This is a genomic window from Lactobacillus sp. ESL0225 (assembly GCF_003692905.1).
GTDB lineage: Bacteria > Bacillota > Bacilli > Lactobacillales > Lactobacillaceae > Lactobacillus > Lactobacillus bombicola.
In genome coordinates this window covers 137,199-152,811 of the sequence record NZ_REHK01000006.1, presented here as the reverse complement: position 1 = coordinate 152,811, position 15,613 = coordinate 137,199, and the positions used below count along the sequence as shown (strand labels likewise).

General features: G+C 34.7%; 15 protein-coding genes. All 15 read right to left on the bottom strand.

The window, feature by feature from the left end:
* Nucleotides 1–10: 10 nt before the first annotated feature.
* The 15 genes from F5ESL0225_RS02425 to F5ESL0225_RS02355 all read right to left on the bottom strand — a co-directional run bounded on the left by F5ESL0225_RS02425 (nt 11) and on the right by F5ESL0225_RS02355 (nt 15,564).
* Nucleotides 11–1,165, bottom strand: coding sequence for a glycosyltransferase family 4 protein (locus F5ESL0225_RS02425; protein ID WP_122021466.1), 1,155 nt, complete (start codon nt 1,163–1,165; stop codon nt 11–13).
* A gap of 144 nt (nt 1,166–1,309) precedes the next feature.
* Nucleotides 1,310–2,941: a ribonuclease Y gene (rny, locus tag F5ESL0225_RS02420; RefSeq protein ID WP_122047785.1), complete on the bottom strand. Its 1,632-nt coding sequence runs from the start codon at nt 2,939–2,941 to the stop codon at nt 1,310–1,312.
* A gap of 130 nt (nt 2,942–3,071) precedes the next feature.
* Nucleotides 3,072–4,184 carry a recombinase RecA gene (gene recA, locus F5ESL0225_RS02415; protein WP_118896757.1) on the bottom strand — a complete coding sequence of 371 codons (1,113 nt, stop codon included), beginning with the start codon at nt 4,182–4,184 and terminating at the stop codon, nt 3,072–3,074.
* Nucleotides 4,185–4,335: 151 nt separating this feature from the next.
* The gene (locus F5ESL0225_RS02410) at nt 4,336–4,995 is read right to left on the bottom strand and encodes an ABC transporter permease (RefSeq protein WP_122024527.1); all 660 of its coding nucleotides are present in this window, start codon (nt 4,993–4,995) and stop codon (nt 4,336–4,338) included.
* On the bottom strand, nt 4,988–5,917 hold the full coding sequence (locus F5ESL0225_RS02405) for a glycine betaine ABC transporter substrate-binding protein (protein WP_122047784.1): 930 nt from the start codon (nt 5,915–5,917) through the stop codon (nt 4,988–4,990). Before F5ESL0225_RS02405 ends, F5ESL0225_RS02410 begins: the two co-directional genes overlap by 8 nt.
* A gap of 12 nt (nt 5,918–5,929) precedes the next feature.
* Entirely contained in the window at nt 5,930–6,553 is a 624-nt protein-coding gene (locus tag F5ESL0225_RS02400) for an ABC transporter permease (RefSeq protein WP_122021462.1), read from the bottom strand.
* The gene (locus F5ESL0225_RS02395) at nt 6,553–7,731 is read right to left on the bottom strand and encodes an ABC transporter ATP-binding protein (protein WP_305020018.1); all 1,179 of its coding nucleotides are present in this window, start codon (nt 7,729–7,731) and stop codon (nt 6,553–6,555) included. The genes F5ESL0225_RS02400 and F5ESL0225_RS02395 overlap by 1 nt, the downstream gene beginning before the upstream one ends.
* A gap of 146 nt (nt 7,732–7,877) precedes the next feature.
* Entirely contained in the window at nt 7,878–8,438 is a 561-nt protein-coding gene (gene pgsA / locus F5ESL0225_RS02390) for a CDP-diacylglycerol--glycerol-3-phosphate 3-phosphatidyltransferase (protein WP_090093058.1), read from the bottom strand.
* 29 nt (nt 8,439–8,467) lie between these two features.
* Nucleotides 8,468–9,553 (bottom strand): RodZ family helix-turn-helix domain-containing protein, encoded by a 1,086-nt coding sequence (locus F5ESL0225_RS02385; protein ID WP_122047783.1) that lies wholly within the window; start codon nt 9,551–9,553, stop codon nt 8,468–8,470.
* Between the two features lie 68 nt (nt 9,554–9,621).
* Nucleotides 9,622–10,350 carry an elongation factor P 5-aminopentanone reductase gene (ymfI, locus tag F5ESL0225_RS02380; protein WP_122047782.1) on the bottom strand — a complete coding sequence of 243 codons (729 nt, stop codon included), beginning with the start codon at nt 10,348–10,350 and terminating at the stop codon, nt 9,622–9,624.
* A 161-nt stretch (nt 10,351–10,511) separates the two neighbouring features.
* On the bottom strand, nt 10,512–12,953 hold the full coding sequence (locus tag F5ESL0225_RS02375; RefSeq protein ID WP_118897964.1) for a DNA translocase FtsK: 2,442 nt from the start codon (nt 12,951–12,953) through the stop codon (nt 10,512–10,514).
* Between the two features lie 18 nt (nt 12,954–12,971).
* Nucleotides 12,972–13,364, bottom strand: coding sequence for a DUF1149 family protein (locus tag F5ESL0225_RS02370; RefSeq protein ID WP_090093051.1), 393 nt, complete (start codon nt 13,362–13,364; stop codon nt 12,972–12,974).
* A 2-nt stretch (nt 13,365–13,366) separates the two neighbouring features.
* Nucleotides 13,367–13,924, bottom strand: a complete 558-nt coding sequence (locus tag F5ESL0225_RS02365) for a tRNA (cytidine(34)-2'-O)-methyltransferase (RefSeq protein WP_122047781.1) — start codon at nt 13,922–13,924, stop codon at nt 13,367–13,369.
* A gap of 55 nt (nt 13,925–13,979) precedes the next feature.
* Complete coding sequence (locus F5ESL0225_RS02360) at nt 13,980–15,170, bottom strand: AI-2E family transporter (protein WP_090093049.1); 1,191 nt, start codon at nt 15,168–15,170, stop codon at nt 13,980–13,982.
* A gap of 13 nt (nt 15,171–15,183) precedes the next feature.
* Nucleotides 15,184–15,564: a PTS glucitol/sorbitol transporter subunit IIA gene (locus tag F5ESL0225_RS02355; RefSeq protein ID WP_122024522.1), complete on the bottom strand. Its 381-nt coding sequence runs from the start codon at nt 15,562–15,564 to the stop codon at nt 15,184–15,186.
* Between the last annotated feature and the right edge of the window lie 49 nt (nt 15,565–15,613).

Below are 15,613 nucleotides of genomic sequence, written 5' to 3'. Positions count from 1 at the left end.
TTCAACTCGGTCAATCATGCTTCTTATTTTTTAATTGTTCTGGTTTTTCTTGACCTAAATGCCATACTTCAACTGTTGGATCATTTTTACTGCGCATACTAATTAGTTTTTGAAGTAAACATAATAAGGGCTTATATTTTTCTCCTAGCAGGCCAATCGATTCCACAAATACTTCTAATGCAACAACTAGTCCTGCAATTAACAACCACATCCCCCAGGTTGGTGATAACAAGAATAACAGTGAAATAAATGAAAAAATCAATGATAAAGAATAGATTGCTAAAACTGTCTGTCGATGAGTCAAGCCCATCTTCATTAATTGATGATGTAAGTGGTGCTTATCTGCTTGCGAAACAGGTTGGTTATTCAACTTACGCCGAATCATTGCATAAATGGTATCAGTAATTGGCACACCTAAAATTGTTACTGGTACTAAGAGTGAAATAAAAGTAACATTCTTTAGTCCCTTTAAAGAAAAAATAGCAATCATAAAACCAATATACAAAGCACCTGTATCACCCAAAAATATCTTTGCGGGGTGAAAATTATATGGTAAAAAGCCCAGTAAACAAGCAGCTAGCATAAAACAACTAATTGGAATATAAAGTTGATTGGTATGTAAAAAAAAGTAACCAACAATTCCCATGGTAATCAGCGATATTAGTGATACACCATCAGCTAAGCCATCTAACCCATCAATTAAATCTACTGCATTAGTCAATGCAAGAATCCAAAAAATTGTAATTGGCAAACTCCACCAGCCCAAATTAATCTGTTTATTCAAGAGTGGCAAATTGAGTACATTCATCTTAATGTCAGCCAAAAAATAAATAATTAAAGCACCAATTAAAATGCCAAACATTTTTTGGCGCGGCTTTAGTTCTAGAATATCATCAATAATTCCCGTTAAAACAATTACACTAGAAGCTAACAATACACTAAAAGCTTCATGCGTGGGAAACTGCTCTCGCAATAGAACAAATGTACCAATATTATAGGTCACAAAGATACCCAAGCCACCAAGGGTTGGCATTGGTTTTTTATTAACTCTTCTAGCATTAGGATTATCAACCGCCCCCAAAACAAAGGCAAGACGCCTAATAAATGGTGTAATTGACGCTTGAATAATCACTAGAAAGAATAATTCAACAATAATTTTAAACATAGTCGACTACTTTCATAATTAATTGCTTTAATTATACAGGGTGAAGCAAAAATCCACAAATCACAAAATTTACTATTTAATAATTGAATTTTTTACTATATTTAAACACAAATCAAAAAAGCTGAATTTTTTAATTCAGCTTTTTTATCTTGCAACTGCGACTACCCTTTTTTCACGGATAACCGTAATTTTAATATTACCTGGGTAATCAAGTTCCTTTTCAACTTGCTTACGAATATCATGGGCCAATACAGTAATTCGGTCATCTGAAATCTTATCTGGCTTGACCATCACGCGAACTTCTCGTCCAGCTTGAATGGCATAAGCTTGATCAACTCCATCATATCTTTTAGCAATTTGTTCTAATTCAGTTAATCTTCTTATATAATTTTCTAAACTTTCACTTCTTGCCCCAGGTCGAGCCGAAGATATCGTGTCTGCCGCCACTACTAGCTCAGCAACAAATGATAACTTCGGTACATCACCGTGATGGGCCGCAATTGCATTAACAACTACATCTGATTCATGATATTTTCTAGTTAATTCTACACCAATTTCAACGTGTGAACCTTCAATATCATGATCGATGGCTTTTCCTATATCGTGTAATAATCCCGCGCGAACTGCTAATTTTTCATTTAAACCAAGCTCAGCCGCCATTGCTCCAGCTAATTTAGCCACTTCAATTGAATGCCCTAAAACATTCTGGCCATAGGACGTTCGATATTTAAGGCGACCAAGAATTTTAACAAGTTCAGGATTCATTCGATGAATCCCTAGCTCCATTAATGCGCTTTCACCAGCTTCATAAATGTCATCATTGACTTCTTTGCGTGCTTTATCAACCATCTCTTCAATTCGAGCTGGATGAATACGACCATCCTTAACCAGCCGTTCCATTGCTCGTTTAGCAATTTCACGTCGAATCGCGTCAAAGCCACTCAAAGTGACTACTTTAGGAGTATCATCAATTATTAAATCAACTCCAGTTAGAGCTTCAAAGGAGCGAATATTCCGACCTTCTCGACCAATAATTCTTCCCTTCATTTCCTCATTAGGCAAATTAACTACTGAAACTGTTGTTTCAGCAACAGTATCAGCCGAACTACTTTGAATTGCATCAATAATAATTTTACGGGCATAATGATCAGCTTTAACCCGAATTTCTTCATTACTATCCTTGATCATTTCTGCCCGTTCCTTAACTAGTTCATCAGATAATTGGGTCAAAACTAACTTCTGTGCTTGATCTTTACTCAGTTGAGCAACCTCGTACAGCTTTTCCTTAGTTTGATCGACTAAGTCAGTTACAACCTTTATATTTTTCTTTAGCTCTAGTTCTTGCTTACGAAAGTGATTTTCTTTTTCAGTTAATTCGGCTTCCTTTTCCGTCAATAAAGAGTTTTTATGTTCAAAAGTATCTTCTTGTTGCTTTAAACGATTAGTATCGCGTGCAACCAAATCGCGCTTAACATTTAATTCATCTTCAACCTTTTGTCGATAAGTTTGAATTTGCTCTTGCGCTTCAAGAATTTTTTCTTTTTTAATATTTAGTGCACTCTGCTTTAAAGTTTCAGCAGCTTGCTTTTGAAAACTTATTTCAGCTTGGGTAGCTGCCACTTGAGACTTTGCTTCAGCTAAAATATTATCAGCATTCTTTTTGGCATTTTGAGCTTTCTTTTCCCAAATATTTTTTCTGAAATAATAGCCAATAATTAAACCTAGTAAAATTGAAATAATAGCAATCGCGATGGGAACCAAAATTGTTTTTATCATGATTACTATCGCCTTTTTTTATTTTTAGATTATTCACACAAACTTAATGATAAATAACCTAATCACTTATGTCAATCAACTAAAAAAAACCTTGACCAAAATTTATAGATCAAGGTTAATTTCTTCAATTCTAGTTACTTTTGTCATCTACTTCTTTTTCAGCAGAAGTCGTTTTAGTTTCTGGCTTGGTTGCCTTAGCTTTTTTAGCTTTAGCATTTTCTGGATCTTCACGTTCAGAAATGGCTTCTTCATCAATACCATAAATATGACGAACTTCCTTTTGAACTTCAGCGTATATTTCTGGATGATCTTCTAAATATTGCTTTGCATTTTCACGCCCCTGACCAATACGTTCATCTTTGTATGAATACCAAGAGCCAGCTTTCGCAATAATATCTTTATCAGCTGCCATATCTAGCAATTCACCACTTTGGGAAATACCTTTGCCATACATCATATCTACTTCCGCAACTTTAAAAGGCGGTGCAACTTTGTTTTTAACAACTTTAATTTTGACACGATTTCCCGTTATTTCGCCACCAGTCTGCTTAATTTTTTCTGCACGTCTAATTTCTAAACGGATTGTCGCATAAAACTTAAGTGCGCGCCCACCTGGAGTCGTTTCCGGATTACCAAACATAATGCCAACTTTTTCTCTAATTTGATTAATAAAAATGGCAATTGTCTTTGTCTTGTTAATATTTCCAGAAAGCTTACGCAAAGCCTGACTCATTAAACGTGCTTGTAACCCCACATGACTATCACCCATTTCTCCGTCAATTTCAGCTTGGGGAACTAGAGCAGCTACAGAGTCGACAATTAAAATATCAATTGCACCACTTGTAATTAGTGTATCCGCAATTTGTAATCCTTCTTCACCAGTATTAGGCTGCGATAAAATGAGTGAATCCACATCAACCCCTAAGGCTTCTGCATATGCTGGATCCATTGCATTTTCAGCATCAATGTAAGCAGCCGTACCACCACGCTTTTGTACTTCAGCTACAGCATGTAAAGCAACCGTGGTCTTACCAGAAGATTCAGGACCATAAATTTCAACAATTCTTCCCCGTGGATAGCCCCCGACCCCTAAAGCTGAGTCAAGTGCAAGTGAACCAGATGGAATCGTTGAAATTTTAGTATCTGCTTTATCGCCCATGCGCATAACAGCGCCCTTACCGAAGTTCTTTTCTATTTTTTTAAGCGCATTTTCCAATGCTGCCTGCTTTTCATCTTTGGGCAAGACTTTTCCTCCTCTAAAATAATAATCACCAGTTTATACTCATTAATTATACGTTGCTTGAAGATATATTTGCAAGAAATATAGCGAACAAATGTTTAAATAAGCTTAAGCCCTACTAATATATATGCAAAAATAACCCATATTTTTTGATTTATTTTTTTAATCCTTTAGGTTGTACCCAATTTTGGACCAAGTTAAGCAATAGATCAACTAATACTGCCATTAATGCAGTGGGAAACGCCCCAGCTAAAATTATTGCGTTGCCGCTAGTTGCATTAGTACCGCGAATAATAATATCGCCTAATCCGCCGGCACCAACAAAAGAACCAATTGAAGTAATTCCAATTGCTACTACTAAAGCATTTTTTAAACCAGCTACAATTACTGAAATTGATAAAGGTAACCGAACCAAATAAAGTAATTGCAGCTTAGTCATTCCCATACCTTTACCTGAATCAATAATATTTTTATCAACACTGCACATGCCAGTATATGTATTTTTAATAATTGGTAACAATGAATATAGCGTAACAGTAAAAACAACTGTTTTTACTCCTAAACCCATTCCAATCATTACGATTGACAAAAGAGCAAGTGAGGGGATTGTCTGAATGAAATTAGCAAATTCAAGCACAAAACTTCCCAAATGTGTATTACGAGCAATCACAATTCCCAGCGGAATACCAATAATTGCTGCAAACAATACACCATAAACTGACATTAAAAAAGTACGATTAAATTGACTAAGTATATAATTGCCATTATGTTGATAATAATAAATAAATTGTTGCCATAAAGTTAAATTAGCCATTATTTTTACCCCTAAAAAAATTATGTTTTACCAAAAATTGATGAGCCACGGTAGAGGGTTCTAGTAATCTATCATCTACTTCAAAATTCATTCTTCGTATGTCATGAATACTAATATTCCCCACTAATCTCATCAAAAGAGGCTTAAGGTCGGGATGATTACGTAATAAATAATTATTAATTAACATGCCGCAATTATATGGCGGAAAAAAATACTTATTATCCTTTAATAATTTTAATCGATAGCTATCAATTCGCCCATCCGTAGAATAACCTAAAATCACATTCACTTTACCACTTTTTAGGGCGGAATAAACCAGACCAATATTCATTGGCTCAATTTTGGTAAAAGCCATATGATACGCTTGCTTAAACTGCCTATAACCAACTCCTGGTGCATTAATCCATTCCGAAGCAACTCCAAATGAAAATTTATTTTGCCATTGTTTTAAGTCAGAAATTTTATATAAATTATATTTTTTTTGTGCACTTTTTTTTACCATAAAGGCATAATTATTGGCAAAGCCATAAGTGGGAAGATATGTTTGATCCCACCTTCTTTTCGCCTCACTCCGCACTGTCTGATTGGCCCTTTTTGCATTTTTAATTGGAGCTAGATGTAAATTAGCAGTCAATTCACCCCCATCATAGGCAACCGCTTGGATGTCAGCATCATGACGATACAATGCTTGGTGCTGCATTGGGGCTGAACCTAAATTATTAACAATGGAAGCGCGATATGGCGTTTCATGTTCAATTAATTGAACAATTATGTTAGCGACAATTTGAGATTCAGTTGTTGTTAAGGCAGTTACTCTAATCTGATCACTACTAGGTTGATTATCAACTAATCCACACGCACAAGTAGCTATCATAGTCATAAATGTAATGGTAGAAATTAATATTTTTGCTCGTCTTTTCATTACTAAGCCTCCCTATATACCTTTAGGAATAATTTTTTTCTCTAGTAAACCAAGTAAAAAATCTGTTAATAATGCTAAAGCAATTACTGGGAGGGTTCCACCAAGAATTAAATCAGGTTGATAAAGACTAAGTCCACTAAAAATAAAATCGCCTAATCCTCCAGCTCCAATATAGGAAGCCAATGTTGCCCAAGCAATTATATAAATTGCAGCTAAACGAATTCCAGCCATAATTACCGGCATTGCTAAAGGGAGCCTTACTTTAGTAATTAATTGTATTTTGGTCATGCCAAGACCACGAGCAGAATCGATAATATTAGTATCCACATTAGTTAGTCCCACATAAGTATTACGCAAAATTGGCATTAAACTATACAAAAAAAGTGCAATAATTGCTGGCAAACGTCCTACTCCAAATAATGGAATCATCATTGCTAATAATGCAAGAGCTGGAATAGTTTGCAAAATGCTCGTAATCGAAATTATTATTTTCGCAATTCGTGGAATTTTTAGTAAAAAAACGCTTAAAGGAATTGCTACAATAATTCCTAAGGATAATGAAATAATCGCTATATAAATTTGCTGCCAAGTTTTAACAATTAACTCTAATCCATGTTGAGTTAAAAAAGCAACCATTATTTTACCTCTTTTTCTGATTTTTCAATTAAAGCTGTTTTATCGCCCCATATTTTTTCATAAATCACATTAACCAGGCTAGAACGAGTTACTATACCTACTAATCTTTCATTATCGTCAACAACCGGAATATATTGTCCAGCGCGACTTAAAATTCGACTAAAATTATCACGTAAATATTCATCTGGTCTTAGGACTGGAATTTTAGTTAATAAAATTTCACTAATCTTATTAGCGTGGTTATATTTTTTCTGTAACTCATTAATTGAAATATATCCTTTAAAGTGATTTTCGAGATCAACAACTAACAGCGTATCAACTCGATGTTCCTTCATCATTGCTAATGCAGCCGTTAAAGAAGCCGTTTGATTAATTTTGACGGGATCAGTGAGCATCACGTTTTTTACTTTAACAGTTTCATATTTTGCTTCAGAAAGGCGCTTTTCACCAATCAAATTCTCTACAAATTTATTTTTTGGATAGTGCAAAATTTCATCTGGTGAGCCAACCTGAATTAAATGACCCCCGTGTAAAACAACTATTTTAGTAGCAAGCTTTAGGGCTTCATCCATATCATGTGTAACAAACACTATTGTTTTACCTAACTTGGATTGTAAATTTTTCACTAAAGTCTGCAAACTTTCACGCGTAATCGGATCTAATGCACCAAATGGCTCATCCATTAAAATCAAGTTTTGATTTGCAGCTAAAGCTCTAATGACACCTACTCGCTGCTGCTGACCACCAGATAATTCATTAGGATAGCGATCTAAATATGATTTAGGTAACTGAGCTAATTCTATTAACTTATTTACAGCAACCGCTATTTTTTCCTTTGGCCATTTTAATAATTTTGGTACCAGAGCAATATTTTGTCGAATCGTCATATGAGGCATTAAGCCATTACTCTGAATCACATATCCAATATGTCGTCTTAAAAAAACAGGATTAAATTCTTTAACATTTTTTCCTTTAATTAAAACCTTTCCCTTAGTTACACTATTCATCCGATTAATCATTCGCATTAGTGTTGTTTTACCCGAGCCAGAGGTTCCAATTAGACAGCAAAATTCACCCTTATTTATTTTGAAGTTAATGTTGTCAACAGCTGGTTTGCTCATTTTAGGATATAGCTTTGTTACATTCTTAAATTCAACCATCGGTATATTTTTTACCATAATATTTCCCCCTTTTTTCAATAGTATTATAGTTCAATCCTATCAACATAATTAAAGACGGGCAATAATATACTATTACATATTTTTTAAATTATAAAACTAAAATAAAAAACACTAACATTGTTAGTGTTTTTAAATATTTAAAACTACATTGAACCTTTGAAGATATTCCAAGAACTACGAAAATAATCATAGCCAGAATATATTGTAAAAATCAAAGCAAGATAGAGTAAAACTGTTCCAATATGATAAATATCACCAATTAATAAGAAAATAATCGACAGCATCTGACAAGTTGTCTTAATCTTTCCCGGCATCTCAGCTGCCATTACTTGACCTTTATTTTCAGCTAAAATCAGCCGTAACCCAGTAACTGCTAACTCACGACAGACAATAATTGCCACAATCCAAGCTGGTGCTAATTTTAATGAAATTAACATAACAAAAGCAGTCATAGTTAACATCTTATCTGCTAATGGATCCGCAAATTTACCAAAATTGGTCACTAAATTGCGTGAGCGAGCAAGATGACCGTCAAACCAGTCAGTAGCTGATGCTACTGCAAAAACTATCGCTGCAATAACTAAATTCCAGTAAACAGTACTACCTGCTACTTTAAAACTTGCATCTCCGCCAAAGATAACAATTAACATAAATACCGGTATTAGAAATATTCTAAACACCGTCAACTTATTGGGTAAATTCATTCTTAAATTTTCCTCCTAAAATACAGTAATTAGTTACTGCTGCCACCTTGGTTATCAGACGAACTGCTTGAGTTATTATTAGCTTGATGATGATCAGTAGTATCGGTTTGATTATCATGGTTTACCTGACCGTTAGTTTGCTGTCCAGTAGATTGATTATTGTTAGTGGTGCTGTTATTTTCAGTATTATTGGTCTGATGGTGGTCTTGATTTTGCTCAGTTTCAGTACGCTGGTTTTGGGTAGTACCAGTATTAGCATTCCCTGTATTGTTATTTTGATTTACCTCACCATTTCTTTGAACTTGGTGATGCTTACCAATAAATAAGGTTAGTGATAGCCCTGCACTTTGGCCATTATAAGGTACTTTTTTGCCACCAACTGAAACGGTCGTTCCAAGCGCATTGCTAAAAGTAACAACTACTGTTTGGGCACTTTCAGGTATACGCACTGTATGTTTTTGCCCCGCAGTCAAGGTCTGGGCTCCTTGATTCACACCATTCATTGCAACCGAAATCGTTGTTACTTGATCACCTGCTCGAGCTACTATATTACGATTCTTCTTTAAACCAGTAATTTCATATTGATTTACAGCTAATTCCCTAACTTTGACTAGGTTGGGTTTAGCCTTTTTAACTTTTTTTGGTCTGCTAGTATTTTCTGATGAAACCGATACATCGCTAGCAGAATTATTATTCTGATTTCCTGCTGATGAAAAGTGGGCATATACCATATAACACACTAGCACAACTACTACGATTCCTAAAATAATAATAATTCGCGGAAGATAATCTTTCCAGAGCTTTTTTTTACTGTTAGTAGTCTTACTTACTTCTTCACTTTTATTATCGATAGATTCTTCAACATACTCATCAGGTTCAGCTTGTGGTATTTCTTGGTGATATTCATTAAGTAATTCTTTACCATCTAATCCGACTACTTGAGCATATTGTCTAATAAAAGCGCGTACATAAAAGTCACCTGGTAGCTTATCAAAATCATTTTGCTCAATTGCCGTCAGATATCTACCTTGAATCTTAGTTGCTTTTTCAACATCTTCAATTGAAAGTCCTTTTGCCTCTCTGGCACTGCGTAATTTGTCTCCGATATCCGCCATAGTTACCTCTTTAAATTCTTTATTTTATACATTGAGTATAACATATACTACTAACTATTAATTTTTATTTATATAAGCCAGCCTCCACTGACATAAATTGTTTGTCCCGTCAAATAATTCGCATTCGGATCAAGCAAGGTTCTGACCCAGTAAGAAATATCCGTACCCTTTGCTAAGCGACCCAACGGAATTTCTTCCTTAACTTCTACCATAGTTTCAGATGAAAGTAACGCATTCATCTTTGTATCTACTGCCCCAGGAGCAATAACATTAACTGTCAAATTTGCTGATGCCACTTCTCGCGCATAACTTTGTGCAAAACGCGACAATCCAGCTTTAGTTGAACTATATACTGCTTCTAGTGCACTACCATTTCCACCATAAACAGAACCAAGATATACAATACGACTAAAATCATTTTTTATCAGTAATGATTCAAGTAGACTTGTCAATTTAATTGGTGTGTTCAAATTAACTTGTACAAGTTGATCAATTTTATTCAGATCTTGGTCGCTCAGAAAAGTGTAATCCGTAATACCCTGAGAAAAAACAACAGCATTAATAGGTAATAAACTATTAACAAACTCCATCAAGCCTTTATTATCTGTCAAAAAACTCAATTTGATTGGAATAAAATCTTGTTGAGGATAAAGCCGACTATATCTTTGCACCATATTAGATGCTTTTTGCTCATCTTGATTATAGTGAAGATAAAGTGACCAGCCGCTATTAGCTAAGTCAGCACAAATAGCTTGTCCAATTCCACCCGTGGCACCAAATACGATTGCTCGTTTCAAATAAAACATTCCTTTTTGATAAACTATCAATCAAAAACAGCAATGCAATTATACCGCACTTGCTAAATTTCTACTATAATTGCACACAACATCTTTAATTTTACCATGAATTTAAATAAAACTAAGCAAAATTGTTACATGCTAAACTTTCTTAAAAATTACTATTTTGTTTGATCTTTTGTAGGTTTAACAAGTACCTGACGTGGTTTAGATCCTTCTGATGGACCGACTACTCCTCTTGCTTCCATTTCGTCCACAATTCGTGCTGCTCGATTATATCCGATTCGAAAACGTCTTTGTAACATTGATACACTGGCCGCTTGTTGCCGCTGAACCATGTCAACTGCTTGATCGTATAATTCATCTACCGGTTCGTCAGCAGCATTTTCGGTCGTTTCTTCTCCTTTTTTAGGGATTAGTTCTTGATCATATTCAGGTTGCTGTTGCTCCTTAACCCAAGCAATCACTTTTTCTACTTCATGCGAAGATACATATGCTCCCTGAATTCTTTCAGGTTTAGCAGCTCCTACTGGCATATACAGCATATCGCCTCGCCCTAGCAATTTATCAGCTCCAGTTTGATCGAGAATTGTTCGCGAATCTATCCCACTGGAGACAGCAAAAGAAATTCGTGAAGGTACATTAGCCTTAATTAGTCCAGTAATAACATCAACACTGGGACGCTGCGTAGCTAAAATCATATGAATACCGGCAGCTCTAGCCATCTGTCCTAAACGGACAATTGCTCCTTCAACATCATGTCCTCCAACCATCATTAAATCGCTTAACTCATCCACAACAACTAAGATATACGGCAAAGGATTCATCACCGGATTGGCCTTATCTTGATTATTTATACGAACCTTTTCGTTAAATTCACCCATATTACGGGCCCCACTTGCTGCAAATAACTTGTAACGCCGCTCCATCTCTTTCACAGCTTTATTTAGAGCATTGGCCGCTAATTTAGGGTCAGTTACAACCGGAATTGATAAATGAGGTACACCACTATAAACTGATAATTCGACCATTTTAGGATCAATCAAGATAAGCTTGACTTGATCCGGATTAGCTTTCATTAAAATGCTAGTTAAAATAGTATTGATGGCCACTGACTTACCTGATCCAGTTGAACCAGCAATCAATAAATGGGGCATTTTTGCTAAATTAGCCGAAATTATTTGGCCAGTAACATCTTTTCCTAGCGGAACTTCCATTGGATCTGCTTGTGCTTTTTTATCTTGATTTTGCATTACATCCTTGAACGCCACCACACTATTAGTCCGATTAGGAACTTCAATACCAATAAAAGGCTTCCCCGGAATTGGAGCCTCAATTCTAATATCCTTAGCAGCAAGAGCCAAGGCTAAATCATCTGCCAAATTAACTATACGACTTACTTTTACTCCCACCGCTGGTTGAACTTCGTATCGGGTAATGGTAGGGCCCAAAATCGCCTTTTTAATAATTACATTTACGCCAAAACTTTTAAAAGTTGTCTGTAAAGTTTGCGTATTTTTTCTGATTAATGCTTTATCTGAACTTTGATCAATATTCTTAACTGCATCAAGTAGTGATAGCGGTGGCTTTTGGTATTTTTGCTTTATTTGCTTAGTTTGCCTTGAAGCATCATGTTCAACATTGCTTATTTCTTGTTGTAATTTCTGATCTTCAGCAACGAAAGAATGCGGTCGCGGCAAATCAGTTTCTTCTAGAGGAGAATTTGCCTTTTCATCATTTTCACTTGCAATTTGAATTGGTGGTTCAAATTTTTCTTCTTCGATAGCAGAATTTGATTCAGCAGTCGCAGAAGATTCACTTATTTCAGTTTCATCGTCATTTTGACTATCATCATTTTTTTCTGTTTGCTCATTAAAATCAGTCACATTCGGAAACTCCAATGGCTCTTCAGCTAAAGGATCGGCTAAATCTTGTACTTTTTTATTTTCTCGTCTTTCTACTTGCTTAGTGCGGATAATATTATATTGATTTTTTATTTTAGAACTTGCTTCTTTATTTTTACTGATAAAGAGTTGACTAAAAAGCTGAAACTTTCGGATAATATCCGCAAATTTAATATCAAAAAACATTAAAATTCCAATTGGAATGAATAAAATTGCAATGATTTTTATTCCAATGTGCCCAAAAAGCGGATAAAGAAATTGGTAACACATTGCTCCAATTATGCCTCCACCAACAGATTTGGTAATTGAAACACGCATAAACTCTGCCTGCATCTCATACCAAAAAACATTCATAAAAGCATTATTGACCAATTCATGCGCAAAATAATTACTACTTTGCACCAGTAAAAAACCCAGAATTGCTAAAAACAGGCCACAACTTCTTTTAAATTTAAAATGCATTGGCCTATTATAAATCAGCATAACCAAACCGAAAACAATGCATATCCCTGCTATAAGTAAATAAGAATCACCTACAAATAGACGAAAAAGATTAGCAACCTGTTTGCCTAAATTACCAAATTTAGTAAAAGCAGTAATAGCAATAATCAGCTGAATGAGCCCCACAATAGCCCAAGTCATGTCTGTTTTCTGGACCTTCTTACGTGCCTTAGTTGTTTTTCTTTTTTTCTTAGGCATCTTTTCACCTAATCAGCATTAAAAATTGGCCTGGAAGTTCAAATTAACTGGTTCATCGAGTGTAATTTGAGTAACTTCATAAGTTAGTGTTTCAATATATTCGATCAAAGGTCGACTTAGCAATTGATAATCTGTCTTAGCTAAATCACTCCCATCACCAAAATAATCTTTAATTTGGACAATTTGACTAATCATCCCACTAACAGTAAATTGACCCGGAGCAGGGGCAACTTCAAAAATGACAGTTACATCAAAATATTTTCCTTCCCTACCCTCATCAACTGAACCGTCCTCATTTTGTTTTTCTACTTCCTTCAAACCAAAATTTACTTGGTTCTTAGTTTGTAATTCTTCATTGATATCGTAGTGAAAATTTTTAACTAATATTGGTGTTTCTTTACTATAATCCATTTTTACTCTCCCTTTAAATTACGCTCATAACGTTGTGGCCGATTATAATTATCTTTTAACTTATCATTTGCATAATGATGTGTTATTTCCATGTTAGGAAAACCCTGTTGCCGCAACGACTCAAGCAAAACAATTGCAACTGAATTAGCCAAATTATAGCACCGAATATTATCTGACATTGGAATACGTAAGTTTCTTTCTTGGTATTCACGCATAAAGGTTTCAGGTAATCCCGTTGTTTCTTTACCAAAAATAAAATAATAATTTTTATTTGAATCAGTATAATCAACCTCAGCATAATTTTTAGATGAAAATTTTGAAATAAGATAAATTTCATCGTTTGGTCCTAATTTTTGTAAAAATGCATCTAAATCATCATGCAAACGAACATCAACCTTGTCCCAATAGTCTAACCCCGCTCGCTTCATTTTTTTATTATCAAATTGAAATCCAAGTGGTTCAATTAAATCAAGCACTGCATTAGACCCGGCACAAGTTCGAGCAATATTACCGGTATTAGCTGGCATCAGTGGTTCATATAAAACAACGTGATTGGTCATTTTTTCTCCTTAATCAAAAAGTGTGGCAACACAACCACACAGTTCTAACTCTTTGTCACTTTTTAACCTTTTGCTGATTAAACGAAGACAAAGATGTACTTTCATCTTCCTCAAATACTTGAGAAACTTTACGGTAATAATTGTACACCCGCATAGTAATAATTTTTAAAATTGCATAAATTGGAATACCAAAAATAACTCCCCATAGCCCCCAAACTGCACTAGAACCTATCAAAAGTAGAATTGTAGTAACCGGATGCATCGCCATTTTATTGCCCATAACTAAGGGGCTAATAATTCTAGACTCAATGGTTTGTTCAATTACAAAAACAATCAATACTTTAATAACCATTGGCATTGACATCATAATCGCAATTACAATTGCTGGCACAAAAGCAATAAATGTCCCAAAATAGGGAATCAAATTCAAAAAAGCACTCAATACTGCTAACGCGATTCCATACTCCAAACCTACCATACTGTATCCAATAGCAAACATTACTCCCACCCAAAAGGCAACGGTAATTTGTCCACGAATATATGAGGCAAGAGCTGTATTAATATCATAAAGTAACTGACTAAAACTTTTTTGCCACCGATAAGGGGCAAATTGGGTAATGTATGGGCGTAAATGGTGTGCATCTTTCAGCATAAAAAATAAAATAAACGGTGCTGTTAAAACTGTCATGAAAATAATTGTTACAATACTAATCGCAGACGAAATATTATTCATAGCAGTATCAATAGTGTTCCTACCTGATTTAAAAATCATGTTTTGAGCCCTAGTAAGAGCATCATTTAAGTCATTTCTCACACTATTTAAATGCGGATCATTTAAAGTGTTCTGAACCACCATTGTGGCATCTTTCCAAATACTAGGCCAATGTTTAATTAAAGAGTCGATCTGCCCTTGAACAATTGGCAAAAGCGTATTGACAATCCAGATAAGTAAAACCGTAACTAATGCAAACAAACCAATAATAGTAGCAATCCGCGGCACTTTAAACTTACGCTCCAAAAAGTCAACTAACGGATTCATAATATAAAATTGAATTAATGCCAACAGCAGTGGTGGTAAAATCGCACTTACAAATACTTTAGCTGGATTTAATATAAAAGAAATTTTATTAAACATCCAAATTACCAAAAAGAATAATAAAATGTTTAATAATGCTACGCTAAAGCGGTTATTCGAAAACCATTTTTGCATAATCGTTGATTTCTTATATTTTTTCTCGTAGTCCATTTAATTTACCCCATCAAATATGCTCGTATTCAATGCTTTCATTTACCTTAAATTTAGGCATACTCTGATTATTGGCAAAAGTAAAATGAATAGCATTAGCTAAAGGATTATCGTCACTTTTTTTATCAAAGCACAAAGTTACCTGTTCTAAAGTTCTCATATTATTTTCAACCATTGTGCCCACATAATCAGCCACATAGGTCTGATTGTCAATCGTAATCTTGTCCCCTTTTTGGAAAACAAAATCTTCGCTTGGTGTAGCTGTACTAAATTTTTGAATAACTGATACATCAAATAATTCAGTTGCAACATTTTCACCAAATAATATTATCATATTGCCCTCAGTTGTAAGAGCTTCTGGGCCAATTTTCTTAATTGTTGCAGTCCATTTCATTTTTTACACTCCTTAACTTCTAATTCTAGCATAATAAAAACCGCTTAAC

Bases quoted from the DNA above. Each gene is read 5' to 3' on its own strand.
- F5ESL0225_RS02370 (WP_090093051.1), bottom strand. From the start codon at position 13,364: ATGGATTATAGTAAAGAAACACCAATATTAGTTAAAAATTTTCACTAC.
- F5ESL0225_RS02425 (WP_122021466.1), bottom strand. From the start codon at position 1,165: ATGTTTAAAATTATTGTTGAATTATTCTTTCTAGTGATTATTCAAGCG.
- F5ESL0225_RS02355 (WP_122024522.1), bottom strand. From the start codon at position 15,564: ATGAAATGGACTGCAACAATTAAGAAAATTGGCCCAGAAGCTCTTACA.
- F5ESL0225_RS02385 (WP_122047783.1), bottom strand. From the start codon at position 9,553: ATGGCGGATATCGGAGACAAATTACGCAGTGCCAGAGAGGCAAAAGGA.
- F5ESL0225_RS02365 (WP_122047781.1), bottom strand. From the start codon at position 13,924: ATGACCAATCACGTTGTTTTATATGAACCACTGATGCCAGCTAATACC.
- F5ESL0225_RS02410 (WP_122024527.1), bottom strand. From the start codon at position 4,995: ATGGCTAATTTAACTTTATGGCAACAATTTATTTATTATTATCAACAT.
- F5ESL0225_RS02375 (WP_118897964.1), bottom strand. From the start codon at position 12,953: ATGCCTAAGAAAAAAAGAAAAACAACTAAGGCACGTAAGAAGGTCCAG.
- F5ESL0225_RS02405 (WP_122047784.1), bottom strand. From the start codon at position 5,917: ATGAAAAGACGAGCAAAAATATTAATTTCTACCATTACATTTATGACT.
- rny (WP_122047785.1), bottom strand. From the start codon at position 2,941: ATGATAAAAACAATTTTGGTTCCCATCGCGATTGCTATTATTTCAATT.
- pgsA (WP_090093058.1), bottom strand. From the start codon at position 8,438: ATGAATTTACCCAATAAGTTGACGGTGTTTAGAATATTTCTAATACCG.
- F5ESL0225_RS02360 (WP_090093049.1), bottom strand. From the start codon at position 15,170: ATGGACTACGAGAAAAAATATAAGAAATCAACGATTATGCAAAAATGG.
- F5ESL0225_RS02400 (WP_122021462.1), bottom strand. From the start codon at position 6,553: ATGGTTGCTTTTTTAACTCAACATGGATTAGAGTTAATTGTTAAAACT.
- F5ESL0225_RS02395 (WP_305020018.1), bottom strand. From the start codon at position 7,731: ATGGTAAAAAATATACCGATGGTTGAATTTAAGAATGTAACAAAGCTA.